Genomic DNA, 19226 nt, shown 5'->3' on the forward strand with positions numbered 1-19226 from the left:
TGCAATATTTCGAAAATATTTTTAATATTAACCATTGTATATTTATTTCGAAATATAACTTGGTCTCAATCCACCGAGGGCGGGCGCATGTTTTCACTGACCAGGAAGCTTTCACTGAAGGCACTTCTCTACAGCTCGATCTATCTTCCTTTGGCGGCCATGACAGGCGTCACCGGCTACGAAATCTGGCGAGGGTACGAAAACTATCAAAGCTTCAAGAGACAAGTTTTCCTGCAGCAATTGGCAAATGCCGGCGGCGAACTGGCTCAAGCCCTCCCTCATGAGATTTTTTCATCGCCGCAACAGCTGAACGAAGCCCGCGACAGAAGCGATCGGGCGTTTCAGGCGCTTGACGTAGCCTACTCCGCCTATGTGAAAAGCGGCCAGTCGGATGCGGTGGTGGATAAGAAGGTCCAATTCGTCCACTCGAAGATGGCGGCGTGGGCAGGATTCCGGGATGCCGTTACCAAAAACAACGGCGCGCTGACCCCTGAACTGCTTGACATGTCGATCGCTTTTCAACCGGTCGCCGCCGCCGGGATCGAGATCACGAGACGGACCGCGGCCGTCGCTCAGGATCCCGAAATGGCTCGACAGATACAGGGCTATTTCGCGCTGATGGCTCTCAGTGACAGCGGCGTAATGGAGATGTTCAACGGCCAGGCATTCTTGTCCGGAGCGGACCTTTCAAGCCTGCAGAAGACGCTGATAATCACGTCTAAAGTCTATCGCGAGACCTACCAGGCAGTTGCATTCGAACAATTGCCAGCCGAACTCGTACAGCCCTTAAGCGAATTCATAGTGTCCGGGGACAACGAATTCATCGAGGCGAAGCGTTCAGAGATCTTTTCCTTGAAGAAGCTCGCCCCCGCCGTCGACGAAGCCGTCGTCAAGCATTGGATGAGCGCCACCCAACGTCGCCAGGCAATCCTCTTCGCCTCGATCGACAAGACGCGCCTCCATCTTGATGAATTGTCCTTGGACAACCTCTCGGCGGCTCGCAAATATCTGATCATTCTTGCGATCGCCGCGGCAGCAACCGCCATGGCGATCATCGCGGCCGCATCGATGTTCGCTCAGGGCATAACGCGTTATCTCCAATGCCTCACCGACAGAATGGAGGCGCTGGCGAACGGCGATGCCGCAACCAAGGTGCCGCTGATGGCGCGCGACGACGAGATTGGGCAAATTGCAAAAGCGCTCGAGCACTTTCGGGTCGCGGAGATCGAGAAGCGCGAGCTGCAACAGCAGTCGGCGGCTATGCGAGAGACCGCCGAGCGAACACGGTTGGACGATCAAAAGCGCGTCGAAGAGGAGGCCGAGCGTCGACTGAGCGAGACGACATCAGCACTGGCTTCAAGCCTTCGCAAACTCGCCGACGGTAACCTGAATTGCGAGATTGATGAAGCGTTCGCGCCGCGGTTCGAGGAACTGCGCAGAGATTTCAATTTGTCGATCCGGCAGCTTCGCAACGCCCTTCTTTCCGTTGAGCGTTTGGCCTCCGAGGTCGACAATGGGTCACGGGAAATCTCACACGCCTCAGGCGACTTGGCAAAGCGTACCGAGAACCAGGCTGCATCGTTGGAAGAAACCGCAGCCGCTCTTGAAGAGATCACGTCGAATGTCGTTGCTACAACAAAGCGGACTGGACAAGCCCGACAAGTGGCACAAACAGCGTGTGATCGCGCCGACACGTCAGGCGAAATTGTCACCAGCGCGGTCAGCGCGATGCAACGGATCGAACACTCTTCCCGGCAGATTACGCAGATCATTGGCGTAATCGATGAAATCGCCTTCCAGACCAATTTACTGGCTTTGAACGCGGGTGTGGAAGCGGCGCGAGCCGGTGATGCGGGGAAGGGGTTTGCGGTCGTCGCGCAGGAAGTGAGAGAACTCGCGCAGCGTTCGGCAAATGCGGCCAAGGAGATCAAGGGGCTGATTGCAAACTCGGCGGCTGCCGTTGACGAAGGTGTAAAGCTCGTAGGCCAAACCGGCCAAGGGCTGGCCGAAATCGAAAGCCTTGTCCGCGACATTAACGAGCATATGGATGCAATTTCGGTGGCCGCGCAGGAGCAGTCGACCGGGCTTTCCGAGGTCAATATGGCCGTCAACCATATGGATCAATCCACCCAACAGAATGCGGCAATGGTCGAGCAGATGAATGCCGCAGGGGTCGGTCTGGCCACTCAAAGTGCCGAGCTTCAAAAGCTTTTCGCGCAGTTTCAGCTCGGTCAGGGAAAAACGGTATTTTCAATGCCGGAAGAACACTGGTCTTCCAGCAGACGCTTGGCGTCCTAACCCGACACCCTCCGCCGGTTTCTCGGTCATTGAAAACGGCTGTCCAGGTTTCCCGTCGGCCCGATCCACACGGGCTCCGGCCGACGAGGATCGGGTTCCATTCAGAATTCTTGACCGAATTTCTCGCGCGCGCTGTTTTTCAGTTCTCAGATGCGCACTTCAGCGGCAACCGTGTTGCGCAAGACACCGATGCCTGTGATTTCCACTTCCACAACGTCGCCCACCTGCAGAAATCTTGGCGGCTGAAGGCTTGAACCGAACCCTTTTGGTGTTCCGGTTACGATGACGTCGCCCGGTTCCAGTTTGGTGAACTGGCTGAGATAGGAGATCAGCCACGGTATCGAGAATATCATGCGCCTGGTGTTGGTCGACTGGCGCAGCTCTCCGTTCACCCTGGTCGACAGATCCAGTCCCGAGGGGTCCGGAATCTCGTCCGCTGACACCATCCAAGGTCCGAAGCCGGCGGTTTGCAGGAAGTTCTTGCCGGGCGTGAACTGGGAGGAGTGCTTTTGCCAATCACGGACGCTGCCATCATTGAAACAGGTGTAGCCCGCGATATGGCTAAGGGCGTCGGTCTCGGCGATCTTATGGCCCGACCGACCGATTATTACGGCCAGTTCGCCTTCGTAATCGAACTTGTCAGAGACGTCGGGCTTGATGAGCGGTACTTCGTGACCCGCCTGGGCATTGGCGAACCTGGTAAAAAGAACGGGATATTCTGGTTCGTCTGGAGAGGGATGGTCGCTTTCGCGATAGTTGACCGCCACGCAGATAACCTTCTCCGGATTAGGAATGACAGGCTGAAGCAAGACTTCAGCCAGATCGAAATCTGCTTCGAGGTCCGCTTCCCTGCCGAGGCTGTCGAAATACGTCCCTATATGGCCTTTCAGGTCCGGCAGGCCCGTACGCCGCCCGAGATCGCAAAGATATTCACCTCCGACAACACAGCCATATCGCGAGACGCCATTGTGAACGAAACTCAAATACCGCATTCGAAATGCCCTCTAATTTCGAAAATCTCTATAATATCGTAAATTCAGGCGCGCGGTTTGACAAGTGTGTTGTTTATTCTCTCCACGCATTGGCTCGACAGGCGCTGCCCTAGCCGTAGGCGTAAGGACAGACAGCGACATTGCCGCGGCCCTCACGGTGCCGCCGCCACACGGATGCAAGGAAATGTCGTTCATCTACGAGCTCGCCGGAGGCCCGGCGATGACTAAAGATTCTCGGATGAATGATGATTTTTACGAAAAGACTTGAAATTTCGAAAATATGGGAGTAGCTCTTGCGATATGGAGGGGCCGGCTGGAGGAAGTCGGCAAATTTCAGCATCGGAGGAATACATGAATATCCCGACAACGATGACGGCTGCGCGCATGCATGCCGTCGGCAGCGCGATGAAGATCGAAACGCTGGAGATGCCGAAACCTGGCGACATGGACGTACTTGTCCGCGTGAGAGCTTGCGGCATCGTGCCCAATCTTCACAATATTCTCGCCAACTGGCCGACCTGGTTTCCGCATATGCCACAGCCGCCGCTGCCGGCGGTATTCGGTCTCGATCCCGCCGGCGAGATCGCGGCCGTTGGCAAAGGCGTGCGTGGCCTGAAGTCGGGGGACCGCGTTTACGTCAACCCTGGCCGCAGCTGCGGAACGTGCCGCCACTGCCGTCACGGCGATCACATTTCCTGCCGCCACTACGCCTTCCAGGGTTATTTCGGTTTCAGCACAGAGGCGCTGCAGACTTTTGACGATTATCCGATCGGTGGCCTGAGTGAATACATGGTTGCACCCGCGTCCGCGATCGTGACCATCCCCGACAACATGACCTTCGACCAGGCGGCGCGTCTCGGCTACATGGGGACGGCATATTCTGCTCTCAAGAAAGTAAAGGCGGGCCCCGGCGACACCATCCTCGTGAACGGTGTCAGCGGAACGCTCGGTATTGGGGGCGTGGTGTTCGGACTGGCTCTCGGGGTCAACAAAATTCTTGGTACCGGCCGTGACAGGAAGCTCCTTGAGGAAATCAAGGCGCTTGCGCCGAACCGCATCGAGGTGTTTTCCATCGACGACGGCAGCGTAACCGACTTTGCGCACGCGCACACCGACGGGGAGGGGGTGGACGCCTTTATCGACTGCCTTGGTCCCGGTGCCAAGCAGGAGACCTTCCTGCAGGGTCTTCGCGGTCTGCGCCGCGGCGGTATCGCTGTGGACATCGGCGCCGTCGCCGGGGACGTTCCGATCGATATCCACTGGCTGATGGACCACAATCAAAGGCTCTACGGCTCGGCATGGTTCACCGCGCAGGAAGGGCAGGAGATGGCCGACATGGTCGCCTCCGGCGTAGCCGATTTTTCGATCCTTGAGACGCAGAGCTTCCCGCTGGCCGACGTGAACACGGCGATTTCGGGCATCGCGCAACGTCACGGTGGCTTCTCGAACTATGTGATCCATCCCTGAAGAATGTGGCCTGCCGGGATGCCGGCGAGCCTTTTGTCTTAGTGTCACACGGGAGGTTTTCATGACAATCAGACGAGTCGTTCTCGGGCAGAATTCTGCAGGTAAAGCCGTGGTCATCAGCGACGGACCGTCGCCGAGGGAAATGACGCTTCAACATACTCCGGGCTTTGTCTCGGCGCCCATCTGGACGACCTCAGAGGTGCCCTCGGTACCGTATAACGGAACCGATCCGATGGCCTCGAGCGGGACCTTGCTCCAGCCGCCCGGCGGATCGACCTTCATGCTGATCACCTTTCCTCCCGACGCGGTATTCATGTCCCCGGACTTCAGGCCGGAGCTTGCCGGACCCGAACATGCCAAAGCAGCGCCGGGCATCGCTGAGACGTTTGAACTGGAAAACCCCGGCATGCACAAAACGCCTACGCTCGACTACGGCGTCGTGCTTGATGGGCGGATCACTCTGGAACTCGATGATGGCGCAACCGTCGATCTGAAGCCTGGAGACACCTTCGTGCAGCACGGCGCGCGTCACGCCTGGCGAAATCCGAACGACAAGCCGGCCACCATCGCGGTCGTCCTGCTGGGCGCTCGTTAAGGCTAGAAGCCGAAAAATCACAGGGCATGAGAGCACCGTCCGCCGGATGTAGGCGAACGGTGAACGGGAAAGGCATGTCCGCATCAAGGCATTGATCCGTGGGAGGAAAACCATGATGAAGTTTACAAGACGCAGCGTAATTGCGGGAGCGGGGTCGGCCGCGGTGCTTGCGGCGGGGTTTCCCTTGCGAGCGGCCGACGACCGCAAGTCGGTCAAGATCGGCTACATCGTTTCCAAGACGGGCGTGAACGCGCCGGGTGCCGGATCCACCACGATCCCGAACTATGAACTTTGGGCGGCCGACGTCAAAGCGGCGGGCGGGCTGAAGCTCCCCGACGGGAGCCGCCTTCCGATCGAGGTGGTGGCTTATGACGACCGTTCGACGACGGAAGAGGTCGTCCGCGGCATTGAACGCCTGGCACGCCAGGACAAGGTCGACTTCATTCTCCCTCCGTGGGGAACGGCCTTCAACCTCGCGGTGGCACCGCTGATGGATCGCTTCGGCTATCCGCAGCTGATCGGCACCTCGCTGATCCCGGACGAAATCGACGTCCATTCGAAATGGAAGCGAAGCTTCTGGTTCCTGGGGGCCGCCGGCGACTATGCGGCCGCCTTGGCCACGGTCGTCACAACTGCCGGCGACGCCACCAACAAGAAGGTCGCAATTGTTTCCGTCGCGGACGGATTCGGTATCGAACTTGTCAAGGAAGCGCGGATCAAGCTGCCGGAGGCCGGCCTCGAAATCGTGATGGACAAGTCCTACCCGATCGGAACCCAGGATTTTGCCGGCCTGTTGAACGAGGTCGCGGCCTCGGGCGCCGATGTGTTCATGGCGCTGTCCTATCCGCCGGACAGCTTCGCCATCGCCAAACAGGCGCGTCTCAACGCGTTCAATCCGAAGGTGTTCTACACAGGGGTGGGCACAAGCTTCCCGATCTATGCCGATATTAATGAGGGCAAAGTCGAGGGCGTTATGAGCCTTGGCGGCATCGATAATTCCCGGCCGGAAATGCAGGCTTACGTCGAACGCCACAAGGCGCTTCTCGGAACGCCTCCTGATTACTGGGCAAGCTCGGTTATCTATACCAGTCTCCAGATACTCCAGCAGGCCATCGAACGGCGCGGTCTCGACCGCGAGGCCGTCACCGACGAAATCGCCTCAGGCAGCTTCGAGACCATCATTGGCAGCGTGAAGCTCAACGAGAACAGGATGTCCGATCTGTGGCTGCTTGGTCAGTGGCAGGGCGGAAAATTCGTCGGCGTTGGCCCTGCGGATCGCGCAGGCGCCGTCAAGCCGGTCATCCCCAAGCCGGCCTGGGCCTAGCTGCAAAGGAGACTTCGATGGTCACGACCCTCGTCGTTGGACTGGTGCTTGGTGGCAGCTTCGCGCTGATGGCGCTGGGCCTGACCATACAATACGGCGTAGCGCGGATCATGAACCTTGCCTACGGCGAATTCGTGATCGGCGGATCGTTCCTGACATACCTGGCGGTCTCCGCCGCCGGGTTCAATCCATTCGTGGCGTTGCTCCTGGTCGTGCCGTCGGGCTATTTCGCTTCCTATCTCTGTTATGCGCTGATCATGCGTCCGCTGGAGAGACGGTCTCGCGGTACCGGAAGGCTCGAAGTGGATTCGATCCTCGTCACTTTCGGGCTGATGTTCCTGCTGCAGGGCATCTATCTGTCTTTGTTCGGCAGCGGCTTCACGGGCTATAACTGGCTGGAGGCACCCGTCGACATCCTCGGGACCAAAATATCCACCGGTCGCCTGGTCGGAGCGCTTCTGGCGGTGGCGGTCGGTGCCAGCCTTTACTGGGCGATCCAGAAGACCCGCTGGGGGATGGCCATGCGGGCGGTGGCGACGAGGCCGGGCTTCGCGCCGCTTGTCGGGATCGACAACGAACGCCAGGCGCGTTCCGCCTTTGCTGTCGGAGGCGCATTGGCTGCGGCAGGAGGCGTCGTGCTTTCCATGTACCAGCCGTTCACGCCGACCGACGGGGTATTCCTCACCATGAAAGCGCTCGTCGTCGTCATCATGGGCGGCGTGGGCAACTTGGCTGGTGCTATGGCGGCGGGTCTGATCCTCGGCTTAGTCGAAGCGGGAGTATCGGCGACTGTCGATCCCGGCCTGACGCTTGCGGCCACATACGCGATTTTCCTGGTCGTACTGCTGTGGCGACCGAACGGCTTGTTCAGTTGAGGCCCGCCATGAAGAACCTGACCTTTCCAATCGCCCTTGCAGTGCTTCTGGCGTTGCTCGCCCTCGTTCCCGTCTTCATCGATGAATATGGTCTGGGGCTTGCCATTGGCGCGATGAGCTACGTCGCCCTCTGCTCGAGCTGGGCGTTGTTTTCGGGTCCGACGCGATATGTTTCGCTCGCCACGGTCGCCTTCTTCGGTACAGGCGCATACACGGTCGCGGTCCTTGCTGACTACCTGCCATTTTTTGCGATCCTCGTGATAGCCGCACTGGTCGGGCTGATAACGTCTCTCGTGGTCGGCCTGGCGACGTTGAGGCTGGCTGGGATCTATTTCGTCATCTTCACTTTCGGGTTGGCGGAGATGGTGAGGCAACTGCTCACCTGGTACGAGGTGAACGTCACCGGCACGCTCGGGCGCTATATCTTCGTGGAGATCAAGGCCTACCAAATCTTCTATATGCTTCTTGTGGTCGCCGCCGTGGCACTCGGCTTGCGCTGGTGGATGGACCGGGGTCGACTGGGATTGGCGGTGCGGGCAATCGGCGACGACGAGATGGTCGCCCGGCACGCAGGCGTCGACGTCACGAGGGTCAAGCTGATCCTGTTCTCCGTAAGCTCGATGCTCATTACACTCGTCGGTGCAATCCAAGCGCCGCGCTGGACTTATGTCGAGCCGAGTATCGTCTTCAACCCGACGATCTCCTTCCTCACCCTGATCATGGCGCTGCTTGGAGGCGCGTCCCGCATTTGGGGTCCGGCTTGCGGTGCCGTCCCTTTGTTCTTCCTGTTCGAATGGCTGTCGGGCCGGTTCCCGGACCATTATTCCATCATTCTCGGTCTCTTGTTTATCGGGATTGTCTTCCTGTTTCCCGAAGGCCTGCTCGCCCGGGTCGAGCGGTTATGGAAGCGCCTCGTACGCCGAGAGGAGTGCGAGAACTCGACCAAGGAGGTGTCCAATGAGCGTCTCGCTTGAATTGAGAGGTCTGCGCAAGGAATTCGGAGGTCTTGTCGCCGTCAATGACATCGACCTTGCAATCCCAAGGGGTGCGGTCGTGGGGCTCCTCGGTCCAAATGGTTCTGGAAAGACGACCGTCTTGAATCTGATCTCGGGCGCGCTGCCCCTGACGTCGGGAGAAGTGCTCCTCAACGGCCGGCCTGTGCAGCATCTTGCCGCCCACCATCGGGCGCGGCTCGGCATCGCGCGCACCTTTCAGCTTGTGCGCCTATCGCGATCATTGAACGCGAGAGACAACGTTCTGCTGTCGCTGGCTTTCGGTCGCGATGCGCTTTGGGGAGCCACCGCGCGCGAACGCGCGGACGCTGCCCTCGCCACCGTCGGATTGCCTGGAAGGGGTAACGTGGATGTGGGCAGTCTCAACTATATCGACCAGAAGAGGCTGGAACTCGCGCGTGCCATAGCGGCAAAGCCCGATATCCTGCTTCTTGATGAATGGCTCGCCGGACTGAATCCAACCGAGCTTCGCACAGGAATCGACCTGATCTGCGCGCTGAAGGAACAGGGCATGACGATCATCCTCGTCGAACATATCATGGAAGCGATCCGCGAAATCTGCCCCCGCTGCGTGGTGATGAGTGCCGGGATGAAGATCGCGGACGGTCCAACCCCGGACGTGTTGACCGACCCGCAGGTGGTCGCGGCGTATCTGGGAGATTTCGAATATGCTTGAGGCGAGAAACCTGTCGGTCCGTTACGGCAAGCACCTCGCGTTGAACGAGGTCTCCATCAAGGTGGAACCAGGCGAATGCGTGGTTATCCTCGGCGCGAACGGAGCCGGGAAGAGCACGCTCCTGCGGGGGCTCACCTCGATGGTGCCGCTTGCGGGAAATGGCGACGTAATGTTCCGCGAAAAGCCGATTGCAAGGATCGCTCCACAGAAGATCGTCGAGCTTGGTATCGCCCACGTACCGGAGGGGCGCGGCGTGTTCACGGAAATGACTGTCGATGAAAACCTTCGGCTCGGCGCGAATCCAAAACGTGCACGCGCAGGAGCCGATAGCCGGCGCGAAGAGGTGCTGAAGCTTTTTCCGCGTCTTGCCGAACGCAGCCGCCAGCGCGTCGGCACGATGTCCGGCGGAGAGCAGCAGATGGTAGCCGTCGCGCGCGCCCTGATGTCCAAGCCGGACCTTCTATTGCTCGACGAGCCGAGCCTGGGGCTCGCTCCGATCGTCGTCGGCGAACTTTTTCAGGCGTTGAAGCGTGTCCGGGACACCGGCATGTCGATGCTCGTCGTCGAGCAGAATGTCCGCGCCAGCCTCGCGATCGCGAACCGCGGCTATCTTCTTGAGGCGGGGCGCATCGTCGGGCAGGGGGCGGCCGAGGCGCTGATGGACGATCCGGGTGTCAGAAAGGCCTTCCTGGGTCACTGAAATAGGGCGTCCCGATACCAATCGGGACGCCGGTTGGGCGGACGGATGATGGAACGAGTAGATGGAAAAGATCGAATTCAAGCGGCTTGCCGCGGCTGATTTCCAAGTGGTTGTCGTCGGGCTTGGCCCGGTCGGCATTACTATTTGCAACCTGCTCGGAAATCTGGGCGTCTCTGTGTTGGGAATTGACGCCCGCGATGACGTGTTTGCCCTGCCGCGCGCGGTCGGTATGGACCACGAGGTTATGCGTGTATTCCAGGGAGTCGGGATAGCGGACGATCTTGCCTCTGTGGTGGGGGAGTACAAGGACTCGGAATACCGCGCGGCCGACGGCTCGCTGCTGCGCAGGTTCGTCTCGCCGGCGCGTCCGTACCAACTCGGATGGCCTGCTTATCTGACTTTCGTGCAGCCGCCGCTGGAGCGCATTCTGCGGGACAAGGCCAGTAACGCGCCGACGGTCACGATATTGACCGGCGTGGAGGTGACCGCGCTCGACGACCCTTCCAAGCCCCGCTTGATGCTTCGGGAAATGAGCACCGGAGACACTACGGCGGTCAACGCGACATATGTCGTTGGATGCGATGGCGGCAACAGTTTCGTCAGGCGCACCCTCGAAATAGGTTTCGAAGACCTTCTCTTCGACCAGCCATGGCTCGTCATTGATGTCGTTCTGGGGGAAGAAAGCGTGGATCTTCCCCAAACGAATGTCCAGTTCTGCAATCCGGCCAGACCTCACACCTTCGTGGTTTTACCGGGGAATTTGCGTCGTTGGGAATTCATGATGCTACCCGGGGAGACCGCTGAGGAGATCAACCAACCGGAGCGTATCTGGGAGTTGCTTTCCCCCTGGATAAAGCCCGGTCAGGCCGAAATCTGGCGCTCGGCGACATACCGGTTCCACGCCCTGGTGGCGGAATCCTGGCGCAAGGGCAACGTGTTCCTCGCGGGCGACGCCTGCCACATGACGCCGCCCTTTCTCGCGCAGGGAATGGTCCAGGGCATCAAGGACACGTCGAACCTCGCCTGGAAGATCGCGCGCGTGCTCCAGGGCGGTCCCGCAACATTGCTCGATACATATGAGCAGGAGCGCAGGCCGCTGGTCCGCAAGGTCATTTCGATCACGAAAAACCTGGGCGAAGTCATATGCGAAATCGACGAAGAACGGGCGGAGGCAAGAAACGTCGCAATGAAAGCCTTGGTGGCCGAAGGGAAGGGCACCGTTGTGAGGCAAAGCCTCTTTCCCCCGATAACGGATGGCATCATCGGCTTCCAAGGTGATGGTCAGCCCGCACGTGGCGCCGGTGAAGCATGCCCGCAACCGCGCGTAATGGCGGACGGCAAGTCTTTTCTGCTTGACGATCTTCTCGGGCGCGACTTTGCGATCCTTGCACTTGGAATGAATTTCGGTGACACGGTTCGCAACCGAGCGCGCCGGCTCGGCACACGGCTCTTCGAGTTCGGCGGTGAGCACGGATTGCGGGAAGAGAATCATGTCTTTGAAGATTGGCTCTCGAAATGGGCTTGCAGGGCGGTGATTGTTCGCCCCGATCGTGTGGTATTTGGATGTGCCGTCGACGAGAGCGAATTGGCTGAGTTGCTTGACCAACTTGCTCGGTGGATTGAACTCCAATCATGAAGCGCTGCGCACCCACCAGGAACTTGGGCTTTAAGTAAAATCCGGCAAAGTCGCGGTCTGAAACGTGCGAACCCGCTTCGATGCTGGTTCGTCGAAGGCATTATCGATCTTCCGGGATCGTTGTCAGCGACAGAGGAGGGAATTGCAATCGGCTGGGGCCAAACAGGCACATCGATGGACACGTTGAAGCACCCGGCCGAACAACATCATGAGGCGATGACCCCGGCAAGGATGTTGCAGGCGCTTGACAAATATCCGCAATTAAAGGACCGAGTGACGCCCAGTCAGAAGCGAAGCCAATCAAGGATAGGCCGTTGCGCCATCAGGTTTGCGAGTGATCTTTCGCTCCCAGTGAATATAGTCTTCGGCCTGAAGCGCTTTCTCGTCAATTTCCAGACCCCAGCCGGGCCGCTCAGGGCGCAGCTCCATATGGCCATCGACAGGCATGTAGGGATCGGCCGCCCAAGGCGCGTGAACGTGCGGCTTGAATTCCAGCACCTTGAAATTCGGTTGCGCTGCACAGAAGTGGATGTTGACCGCGGTTGCGAGCGGCCCCATCGGATTGTGCGGCGCGACCGTCACATAGTGTGCCTCGGCGATGGCAGCGATGCGTCGCATTTCGCTGATGCCACCGACCACGCAGATATCCGGCTGGATGATATCGGCACCGCGCGCAGACAGCAGCGACAGGAATTCGAAGCGCGAATAGAGCGATTCACCGGTCGCCAGCGGAACGGTTACCTTCGACTTCAACTCCGCCCAGGCCGGGATGTGTTCCGGCCGGATCGGCTCCTCGTAGAACAACGGATCGTTCGGCGCGATGGCGGCGGCGAGCTGGACGGCTTGGTAAGGTTCGAAGATCTTCGCATGTGCGTCGAAGGCATAGTCGAAATGCGATGGCGTGATCTCGCGGATCTTGCCGAACCAGTTGCCAGTCTCCTTGACAAGTTCGCCCCAGCGGCCGGTATGAAGATCTCGCCGATAAGGGCTGAGCTTGAAGGCGGTGTAGCCGTATTTCTCGTTCAGTTCGAGCGATTGGTCGCGCGCGGCTTCCGGATCCGGTGCGGTATAGACGCCGCAATAGACCTTGACCCGATCACGCACATTGCCGCCGAGCAGCATATAGACGGGCAGACCGGCAGCTTTGCCGGCGATGTCCCAGAGCGCGTGATCGATCGCCGAGATTGCCGCAAGGCCGAGCGCGCCCGGCGGAAAGCGGCATTGCTGGTTGAGCTTGAGTACGAGGAATTCGACACGGCGCGGGTCCTCGCCCTCGATCTGATGAAAGAGGTAGTCGAAGAGTGGCGGCAGCGCCCAGTCGGGGCCGTGATTGTAGCATTCACCCCAACCGCAAATGCCTTCGCTGGTTTCGATTTTCAGAAGCAGGCGCGGCCGGTCGTCGACGCGCTGCATGTAGGTCTTGAAGCCTGTGATATGCATGGGATTCTTCCTTAAGCCGCGCGGCTCTTTTCGGCGACATTGTCGACAATCGCACGCAGATCGGCGCGTTCGGCGTCGGTCAGGCTTTCAACGCCGGGCACGCGCACGGGGCCGACATCGGTTCCAAGCATGCCGAGCGCTTCCTTGACGACAGTGACATTGGCGCCATTCAGGTATTTGGTGCGCAGTGCCTCGAAGCCCGCGATGTCATCGATAAGCGCGCGGGCCGCAGCGTAATCACCCTTTTCCAGAGCCTGATGGATGGCGTGAGAGCGTTCCGGGAAAACATTGACGAGACCGGAAGTGAAGCCGCGAGCGCCCATGGCATAGAAGGCCGGCGCCCAGCCCTCGGCAAGACCACACACCCAGATCGCTGGCGCATCCCTGGTTGCGCGGATCACCTCTCCGAGCAGCATCAGGTTGCCGGAGGCAAACTTGATGCCGGCGATATTGGGATGCAGCGCAAGCTTGCGGAAGTCGGCCACCGAGAAGGTGTCGCTGCGTACATAGGCGATCACAGGAACGGTGCTGGCTTCCGCGAGCTCCAGGAAATACCTTGCCTGGAAGCTGGGGCCGGCAAACGGATCCATCGGGTGATGCCCCATGATCGCATCGGCGCCTTCGGCTATGGCATCACGGGCGAGCGCCTTGGCTTCCGTCAGCGAGCGGCCGACGGCTGCGCTGACCAGCGCCTTGCCGGCGGCGGCCTTGATCGTCGCGGCATGGACGGCGCGCACTTCGTCCATGGTCAAGGTAAAGAACTCGCCGGTATTGCCGGCAGCCATCAGATTGTGAACCCGCGCATTGGCGAGGCGGGTGATCAGAGCCGAGAGCTTTGCGGTATCGACGCTGCCATCCGCTCTGTAAGGGGTCACAGGCACGCCCGATATGCCCGTCAGGGCCTTGCGGATCTTTTCCATTGCCTCGGTCACGTCAGACATCCTCTTTCTTCTTGAACACGATGTTGAGGTAAGTTTCGCCGGAACGGACGACGTGGTCGCGCATCACGCGTTCGGCCTTGTCGCTGTCGTTGGATATGATGGCGGCGGCGATCGCGGAATGCTCGGCCAGCGCCTTGCCGCGTTCGAGTGGATCGGAATGGATGACGCGGCGGATGCTGCCGTCGTAAAACTGCTGCCGCTCAATCATCCGCGAGAGATATTGGCACCGCGAAGCGATGTGAATCTGCTCGTGGAATGTCTCGTTCAGCGAAATCAGATCGTCGGCCACGCCGTCTTCCGTCGCCTTGCGCATCAGAGCGACGATGTCTTCCAGCTTGCCGGCCTCGGCCTTTTCGATGCGCTTGGCGGCCAGGTGCGCGATCATCGATTCCAATGCGGCGCGCGCCAAAATCATCTCCTCGGCCCAGCCCGCATTGAAACGGATAAGCACGCCGCGGCGTGGCAAGGTCTCCACCAGCCCCTCCGTTTCGAGCTGGCGCAAGGCTTCCTTGATTGGCGTGGTGCTGACGCCAAGCTGCTCGGCAAGCTGACGTTCGTTAACGCGCTCGTCCGGCGCAAAGCGACCGGAAAGGATCGCCGTTCGCAGCGCCTTGTGCACATGGTCGCGCAGGGTCGTCAAAAACCGCGGGTCAATCTTGTCGATGCGGTCTGCGCTAGGCTCTGTCGATGCCTCTTTTTGCATGTCCCGAAAATTCCCCCGTTGACGGCAAAATCGTTTTGTGAGATCTGATATACCAGATTTCAGATTAATGTCGACATGAAAATTGGCGCTAGGGGCGAGGTCCGGCGCACCAGGGAGGAGAAAACAACTATGAAAAGACGCAGTTTTCTGATGGCGTCGGCAATGGTGGCATCGATGCTTGCCCTGCCGATCGCTGCGCCGGCGGCAACGCCCAGGGACCAGCTGGTGATTGCCATCAACATGTCTTCGATGCGCGGCCTGGATCCCAATGAGCTGAACCAGTTGGAATCGGCCGAAATCGTCGCCAACCTCTATGAGAGGCTGATCGTCCTTTCCGCCGAGGACATCACCAAGCCACTGCCGGGCATCGCCGAAAGCTGGGCGGTGTCGGATGACGGCAAGACCTTCACGTTCAAGATCCGTTCGGGCGTCACATTCCATTCCGGCAACAAGCTGACAGCGAAGGATGTCGAGTGGTCGCTGCGCCGTCTGGTGAAGCTCGGCCTCGCGCCGTCTGTCGACCTTCGCCAGTGGGGCATCACCGCCAAGAATGCAGATGATCTGATCAAGGCGACGGACGATGTGACCGTCGTGCTGCAGACGCCCGAGGTCTGGAATCCGAACCTGATTCTCTTCTCGCTTGCGAGCTTCTCGACCTCGATCCTCGACAGCAAGCTTCTCGCCGAAAATGAAAAGAGCGGGGATATGGGCCGCGAATACCTGCAGACCAATGATGCCGGATCCGGCCCCTATTCGCTCAGGACCTGGCGCGTCAACGACCTGCTGATTGCGGACGCCTTCAAGGATTACTGGCAGGGCGCGCCAAAGATGCGCCGCGTCATCCTTCGCCATATGCCCGAGTCTTCCAGCCAGCGTCTTCAGCTGGAGGCTGGCGACGTCGACGTCGCGACGCGTCTTTCCTCCACCGACCTTACGGCAGTCGAAGCGGGCGGCAAGGCCGATATCCAGAAGACGCCGGGCTTCGGCTTCTACTATCTGGCGCTCAACCAGAAGGACGAGATCCTCTCCAATCCCAAGGTTCGCGAGGCCTTCCGCTATCTCATCGACTATGACGGTCTCGCCAATACCGTCATGAAATATTACGGCATCAAGCAGCAGACGATCATTCCAGCCGGCCTGCCGGGCGCAAACGACGTCACCCCTTACAGGCTCGACATTGATAAGGCCAAGCAGCTTTTGGCCGAGGCGGGCTATCCCGACGGTTTTTCGAAAGTCTACTTCTGTCAACCAGGAACGCCGGAGTCGGAGGTCGCCACCTCACTGCAGGCGAACGCAGCAAGGGCCGGCGTGAAACTGGATCTGCAAGTCGGTGATCACATTGGAAAATTCCGCGTTCGGGAATTCACAATCTTCTCCTCGCGCACCGGCGAGCGTCTTCCCGATCCGCACGCAGTGCTGCACTCCTACGCGACCAACGCCAACAACGCCGATGATGCGAACCTGACCGGTCTGATGGCATGGCGTGCCGCCTGGGAAGCTCCAAAAGACATTCAGGACATGGTCACCGCGGCCGCACACGAGACCGACCAGCAGAAGCGGGTCGACCTCTATGCGAAGATCAACAAGGCCTATCTGGAGTCGTCCCCGCCGCTCATCACGTCGTTTCTGCGCACCGACCCGAAGGCGGTTCGTAAGGAAGTCAAAGGCTATCTCGGCCACTCAACATGGCTCACGCGCTGGGACACTGTTTCCAAGGGCGAGTGACCTCCTCCAAGGGAGAATGACGTGAGCATCTCACAAACATCCGGGGCCGCATCAAGCGGCGCAGCAGCTGCGCTCGACGCGGTGAAGAAGGTGGCGACGTCCTTCAGCGTCATCCTGACGACGCTTCTCGGCCTGCTGATCATCACCTTCGTCGTCGGCCGCATGGTGCCGGCGGATCCTGTAATCGCCGTCATCGGCGATCAGGCCGATCACGAGACCTATGAGCGCGTCTACAAGGAGATGGGGCTCGATCAGCCGCTTTATGTGCAGTTCGCCACCTATCTCGGCAATGTTGCGCATTTGGATTTCGGGCAGTCGCATGTGACGAAGAACCCCGTCGCCAGCGATCTCGCCCGCGTCTTTCCGGCGACGCTGGAGCTCGCCACGCTGGCGACGATCATTGGCGCCGGCCTCGGTATTCCTCTCGGCGTCATATCCGCAGTTCGAAAGGGCACATGGGTCGATCATCTCGCCCGCATCGTTGGCCTTCTCGGCCATTCGACGCCGATCTTCTGGCTGGGCACGATCGTCATTCTCGTCTTCTACGCCAAGTTTGGCCTCATTCCCGGCAGCGGTCGTCTCGATGTCTATAACGAAGGATTGGTCGAAGGACCGACGAACTCCATCCTCGTCGACGCGGTCCTTGCCGGCGAGTGGGAGGTCTTCTGGGACGCGCTGCTGCATGTCGCAGCTCCCGCACTGATCCTCGGCTATGCCGCCATGGCCTATCTCAGCCGCATGAGCCGCAGCTTCATGCTCGAGCAGCTACGCCAGGAATATGTACTGACCGCCAAGGCCAAGGGCCTCGGGCAGCGGGCGATCGTCTGGCGCCACGCCTTTCGCAACATCCGGGTGCAGCTCCTGACGATCGTGGCGCTGGCCTACTGCGGCCTCCTCGACGGCACGGTGTTGATCGAGACGGTTTTCGCATGGCCGGGTCTTGGCCAATACCTCACCTCGGCGCTGTTCTTCGCCGATATGAACGCGGTGCTCGGCAGCGTGCTCCTCATCGGCATCATCTCGATTGCCATCAACCTTCTGTCGGACCTGACATATCGGTTCCTCGATCCGCGTACCCGGTGACAAGATGGCGACACGTTATTTCAACGATCTGCACAATTGGCTGATCAGCGAGGAGTTTTCCTCGACGCATCAGGCGCGTCTCCACAAGGCCTATGTCCTGTGGCTGAACCTGATCGCCAATCCATTGGCCTTCGCAGGCTTCCTCGTCGTGCTGGCGCTGGTCCTGATTGCGATCTTCGCACCGTTGCTCGCCAACCACGATCCGATCCTGCAGGATCTCACCATGGCGCTGAAGTCGCCGTCGTTGGTGAATTGGTTCGGCACCGACGAATTCGGCCGAGACGTCTATTCACGCCTCATCTACGGCGCCCGCACGACGCTCTACATCAGCATCCTGGTCACGATCATCGTTGCGCCGATCGGCTTTGCCATCGGTGCGACCGCTGGCTATCTCGGTGGCTGGGTTGATGTCGTGCTGATGCGCATTACCGATATTTTCCTGTCGTTCCCGAGTCTGGTACTGGCGCTCGCTTTTTCCGCCGCCCTCGGTCCGGGCATCGAGAATGCGGTCATCGCCATTGCGCTTACCGTCTGGCCGCCGATCGCGCGGCTGGCCCGCGCCGAAACGCTGACTTTCCGCGCTGCCGATTTTGTCGTCGCCGCCGAGTTGCAGGGGGCGGGAATGGGACGAATTCTGTTTCGCCATATCGTGCCGCTTTGCGCGCCGTCAATCATCATTCGCCTGACGCTCAACATGTCGAGCGTCATCCTGACGGCGGCCGGCCTCGGCTTCCTCGGGCTCGGCGCGCAGCCACCGATGCCCGAATGGGGTGCCATGGCTGCCTCCGGCCGGCAATATCTCCTCGATGCGTGGTGGCTGACGACGGTTCCCGGCATCGCCATTCTTCTGGTCAGTCTCGCCTTCAACCTGCTCGGCGACGGACTGCGCGACATCATGGATCCCCGCAATGCCTGAACAGTCAAAACCGATCCTTTCGGTCAAGAACATGTCGGTGCAGTTTCCGACGCTGTCCGGCGTGGTCAACGCCGTCAAGAATGTCAGCTTCGATGTCGGCCGCGAAAAAGTGGGCATCATCGGTGAATCGGGCTCAGGCAAAAGCACGACGGGACGCGCGATCATGCGGCTGCAGCCGGACACCGCCAGCGTCGTTGCCGATGAGATGCGCTTCGAAGATGTCGATCTCCTGGCTGCCAGCGAGGCCGATATGCGCGCGATCCGTGGCAGCCGGATTGCGATGATCCTGCAGGATCCGAAGTATTCGCTGAACCCGGTGATGACCGTTGGCGAGCAGATCGCCGAGACCGTCATCCTGCATGAGCGGCTTGGAAAGAAGGCGGCGCGAGAGCGCACGCTCGCTATGCTGGAGAGAGTGAATATTCGTGATCCGCAGCGCGTCTTCAATCTGTACCCGCACGAAGTTTCCGGCGGCATGGGCCAGCGCATCATGATCTCCATGATGCTGATTTCTTCACCGTCGCTGATCATCGCGGACGAGCCGACTTCGGCACTCGATGTGACTGTTCGCCAACAGGTACTGTCAATCCTTGATGACTTGATCACCGAGCGCAACATCGGCTTGATCTTCATCTCCCACGATCTCAACCTCGTGAAGAGCTTCTGCGACCGTGTCATCATCATGTATGCGGGCCGGATCGTGGAGACGCTCGAAGCCGCGAAGCTTGATGAGGCCACGCATCCCTATACCCGTGGCCTTCTGGAGGCGTTGCCGAGCCTTGATCAACCGCGAGATCGTCTGGAAGTATTGAAACGTCAGGCAAGCTGGGCGGAGGCGTGAC

Annotated in this window: 17 protein-coding genes; 13 read left to right on the forward strand and 4 right to left on the reverse strand. The window is 59.7% G+C overall.

What is annotated here, in order from left to right; genetic code table 11:
- Nucleotides 1-87 precede the first annotated feature (87 nt).
- A complete protein-coding gene (locus NBG89_RS33435) occupies nt 88-2298 on the forward strand; it encodes a methyl-accepting chemotaxis protein (RefSeq protein ID WP_431324885.1) in 2211 nt (736 codons plus the stop codon).
- 146 nt (nt 2299-2444) lie between these two features.
- Here NBG89_RS33435 and NBG89_RS33440 read toward each other — a convergent pair whose 3' ends face one another.
- The gene (locus tag NBG89_RS33440) at nt 2445-3290 is read right to left on the reverse strand and encodes a fumarylacetoacetate hydrolase family protein (protein ID WP_431324886.1); all 846 of its coding nucleotides are present in this window, start codon (nt 3288-3290) and stop codon (nt 2445-2447) included.
- A 351-nt stretch (nt 3291-3641) separates the two neighbouring features.
- Between NBG89_RS33440 and NBG89_RS33445 the strand changes: the two genes are divergently transcribed.
- The 8 genes from NBG89_RS33445 to NBG89_RS33480 all read left to right on the forward strand — a co-directional run bounded on the left by NBG89_RS33445 (nt 3642) and on the right by NBG89_RS33480 (nt 11576).
- Nucleotides 3642-4757, forward strand: a complete 1116-nt coding sequence (locus NBG89_RS33445; RefSeq protein ID WP_431324887.1) for an alcohol dehydrogenase catalytic domain-containing protein — start codon at nt 3642-3644, stop codon at nt 4755-4757.
- A gap of 61 nt (nt 4758-4818) precedes the next feature.
- Nucleotides 4819-5352, forward strand: a complete 534-nt coding sequence (locus tag NBG89_RS33450; RefSeq protein WP_431324888.1) for a cupin domain-containing protein — start codon at nt 4819-4821, stop codon at nt 5350-5352.
- A gap of 112 nt (nt 5353-5464) precedes the next feature.
- Nucleotides 5465-6676, forward strand: a complete 1212-nt coding sequence (locus NBG89_RS33455) for an amino acid ABC transporter substrate-binding protein (RefSeq protein ID WP_431324889.1) — start codon at nt 5465-5467, stop codon at nt 6674-6676.
- Nucleotides 6677-6693: 17 nt separating this feature from the next.
- The gene (locus tag NBG89_RS33460; RefSeq protein ID WP_431324890.1) at nt 6694-7551 is read left to right on the forward strand and encodes a branched-chain amino acid ABC transporter permease; all 858 of its coding nucleotides are present in this window, start codon (nt 6694-6696) and stop codon (nt 7549-7551) included.
- 8 nt (nt 7552-7559) lie between these two features.
- Complete coding sequence (locus NBG89_RS33465; RefSeq protein WP_431324891.1) at nt 7560-8525, forward strand: branched-chain amino acid ABC transporter permease; 966 nt, start codon at nt 7560-7562, stop codon at nt 8523-8525.
- Nucleotides 8509-9240, forward strand: a complete 732-nt coding sequence (locus tag NBG89_RS33470) for an ABC transporter ATP-binding protein (RefSeq protein ID WP_431324892.1) — start codon at nt 8509-8511, stop codon at nt 9238-9240. The genes NBG89_RS33465 and NBG89_RS33470 overlap by 17 nt, the downstream gene beginning before the upstream one ends.
- Nucleotides 9233-9940 (forward strand): ABC transporter ATP-binding protein, encoded by a 708-nt coding sequence (locus tag NBG89_RS33475; RefSeq protein ID WP_431324893.1) that lies wholly within the window; start codon nt 9233-9235, stop codon nt 9938-9940. Before NBG89_RS33470 ends, NBG89_RS33475 begins: the two co-directional genes overlap by 8 nt.
- A gap of 61 nt (nt 9941-10001) precedes the next feature.
- A complete protein-coding gene (locus tag NBG89_RS33480; RefSeq protein WP_431324894.1) occupies nt 10002-11576 on the forward strand; it encodes a bifunctional 3-(3-hydroxy-phenyl)propionate/3-hydroxycinnamic acid hydroxylase in 1575 nt (524 codons plus the stop codon).
- Nucleotides 11577-11876: 300 nt separating this feature from the next.
- On the opposite strand, the gene NBG89_RS33485 is transcribed toward NBG89_RS33480, so the two are convergent.
- From NBG89_RS33485 to NBG89_RS33495, 3 genes are read right to left on the reverse strand one after another with little or no spacing between them, the layout of a single operon-like run.
- Nucleotides 11877-13016, reverse strand: coding sequence for a mandelate racemase/muconate lactonizing enzyme family protein (locus tag NBG89_RS33485; RefSeq protein WP_431324895.1), 1140 nt, complete (start codon nt 13014-13016; stop codon nt 11877-11879).
- Nucleotides 13017-13027: 11 nt separating this feature from the next.
- Complete coding sequence (locus tag NBG89_RS33490) at nt 13028-13936, reverse strand: dihydrodipicolinate synthase family protein (RefSeq protein ID WP_431324969.1); 909 nt, start codon at nt 13934-13936, stop codon at nt 13028-13030.
- A 13-nt stretch (nt 13937-13949) separates the two neighbouring features.
- A complete protein-coding gene (locus NBG89_RS33495; protein WP_431324896.1) occupies nt 13950-14660 on the reverse strand; it encodes a GntR family transcriptional regulator in 711 nt (236 codons plus the stop codon).
- A 129-nt stretch (nt 14661-14789) separates the two neighbouring features.
- Between NBG89_RS33495 and NBG89_RS33500 the strand changes: the two genes are divergently transcribed.
- From NBG89_RS33500 to NBG89_RS33515, 4 genes are read left to right on the forward strand one after another with little or no spacing between them, the layout of a single operon-like run.
- Complete coding sequence (locus NBG89_RS33500; protein WP_431324897.1) at nt 14790-16385, forward strand: ABC transporter substrate-binding protein; 1596 nt, start codon at nt 14790-14792, stop codon at nt 16383-16385.
- Between the two features lie 21 nt (nt 16386-16406).
- Nucleotides 16407-17468: an ABC transporter permease gene (locus NBG89_RS33505; RefSeq protein WP_431324898.1), complete on the forward strand. Its 1062-nt coding sequence runs from the start codon at nt 16407-16409 to the stop codon at nt 17466-17468.
- Nucleotides 17469-17472: 4 nt separating this feature from the next.
- Nucleotides 17473-18384 (forward strand): ABC transporter permease, encoded by a 912-nt coding sequence (locus NBG89_RS33510; RefSeq protein ID WP_431324899.1) that lies wholly within the window; start codon nt 17473-17475, stop codon nt 18382-18384.
- Nucleotides 18377-19225 (forward strand): ABC transporter ATP-binding protein, encoded by an 849-nt coding sequence (locus NBG89_RS33515; RefSeq protein WP_431324900.1) that lies wholly within the window; start codon nt 18377-18379, stop codon nt 19223-19225. The genes NBG89_RS33510 and NBG89_RS33515 overlap by 8 nt, the downstream gene beginning before the upstream one ends.
- The last annotated feature ends 1 nt before the right edge of the window (nt 19226 follow it).

The organism is Rhizobium sp. YTU87027 (genome assembly GCF_050644135.1).
In the GTDB taxonomy this organism is placed as follows: Bacteria; Pseudomonadota; Alphaproteobacteria; order Rhizobiales; family Rhizobiaceae; genus Rhizobium.

Excerpts from the sequence above, each read along its gene's own strand:
- NBG89_RS33470 (WP_431324892.1), top strand. The coding sequence starts at position 8,509 with ATGAGCGTCTCGCTTGAATTGAGAGGTCTGCGCAAGGAATTCGGAGGT.
- NBG89_RS33440 (WP_431324886.1), bottom strand. The coding sequence starts at position 3,290 with ATGCGGTATTTGAGTTTCGTTCACAATGGCGTCTCGCGATATGGCTGT.
- NBG89_RS33495 (WP_431324896.1), bottom strand. The coding sequence starts at position 14,660 with ATGCAAAAAGAGGCATCGACAGAGCCTAGCGCAGACCGCATCGACAAG.
- NBG89_RS33475 (WP_431324893.1), top strand. The coding sequence starts at position 9,233 with ATGCTTGAGGCGAGAAACCTGTCGGTCCGTTACGGCAAGCACCTCGCG.
- NBG89_RS33460 (WP_431324890.1), top strand. The coding sequence starts at position 6,694 with ATGGTCACGACCCTCGTCGTTGGACTGGTGCTTGGTGGCAGCTTCGCG.
- NBG89_RS33450 (WP_431324888.1), top strand. The coding sequence starts at position 4,819 with ATGACAATCAGACGAGTCGTTCTCGGGCAGAATTCTGCAGGTAAAGCC.
- NBG89_RS33500 (WP_431324897.1), top strand. The coding sequence starts at position 14,790 with ATGAAAAGACGCAGTTTTCTGATGGCGTCGGCAATGGTGGCATCGATG.
- NBG89_RS33465 (WP_431324891.1), top strand. The coding sequence starts at position 7,560 with ATGAAGAACCTGACCTTTCCAATCGCCCTTGCAGTGCTTCTGGCGTTG.
- NBG89_RS33515 (WP_431324900.1), top strand. The coding sequence starts at position 18,377 with ATGCCTGAACAGTCAAAACCGATCCTTTCGGTCAAGAACATGTCGGTG.
- NBG89_RS33445 (WP_431324887.1), top strand. The coding sequence starts at position 3,642 with ATGAATATCCCGACAACGATGACGGCTGCGCGCATGCATGCCGTCGGC.
- NBG89_RS33490 (WP_431324969.1), bottom strand. The coding sequence starts at position 13,936 with ATGGAAAAGATCCGCAAGGCCCTGACGGGCATATCGGGCGTGCCTGTG.
- NBG89_RS33480 (WP_431324894.1), top strand. The coding sequence starts at position 10,002 with ATGGAAAAGATCGAATTCAAGCGGCTTGCCGCGGCTGATTTCCAAGTG.
- NBG89_RS33510 (WP_431324899.1), top strand. The coding sequence starts at position 17,473 with ATGGCGACACGTTATTTCAACGATCTGCACAATTGGCTGATCAGCGAG.
- NBG89_RS33485 (WP_431324895.1), bottom strand. The coding sequence starts at position 13,016 with ATGCATATCACAGGCTTCAAGACCTACATGCAGCGCGTCGACGACCGG.
- NBG89_RS33435 (WP_431324885.1), top strand. The coding sequence starts at position 88 with ATGTTTTCACTGACCAGGAAGCTTTCACTGAAGGCACTTCTCTACAGC.
- NBG89_RS33455 (WP_431324889.1), top strand. The coding sequence starts at position 5,465 with ATGATGAAGTTTACAAGACGCAGCGTAATTGCGGGAGCGGGGTCGGCC.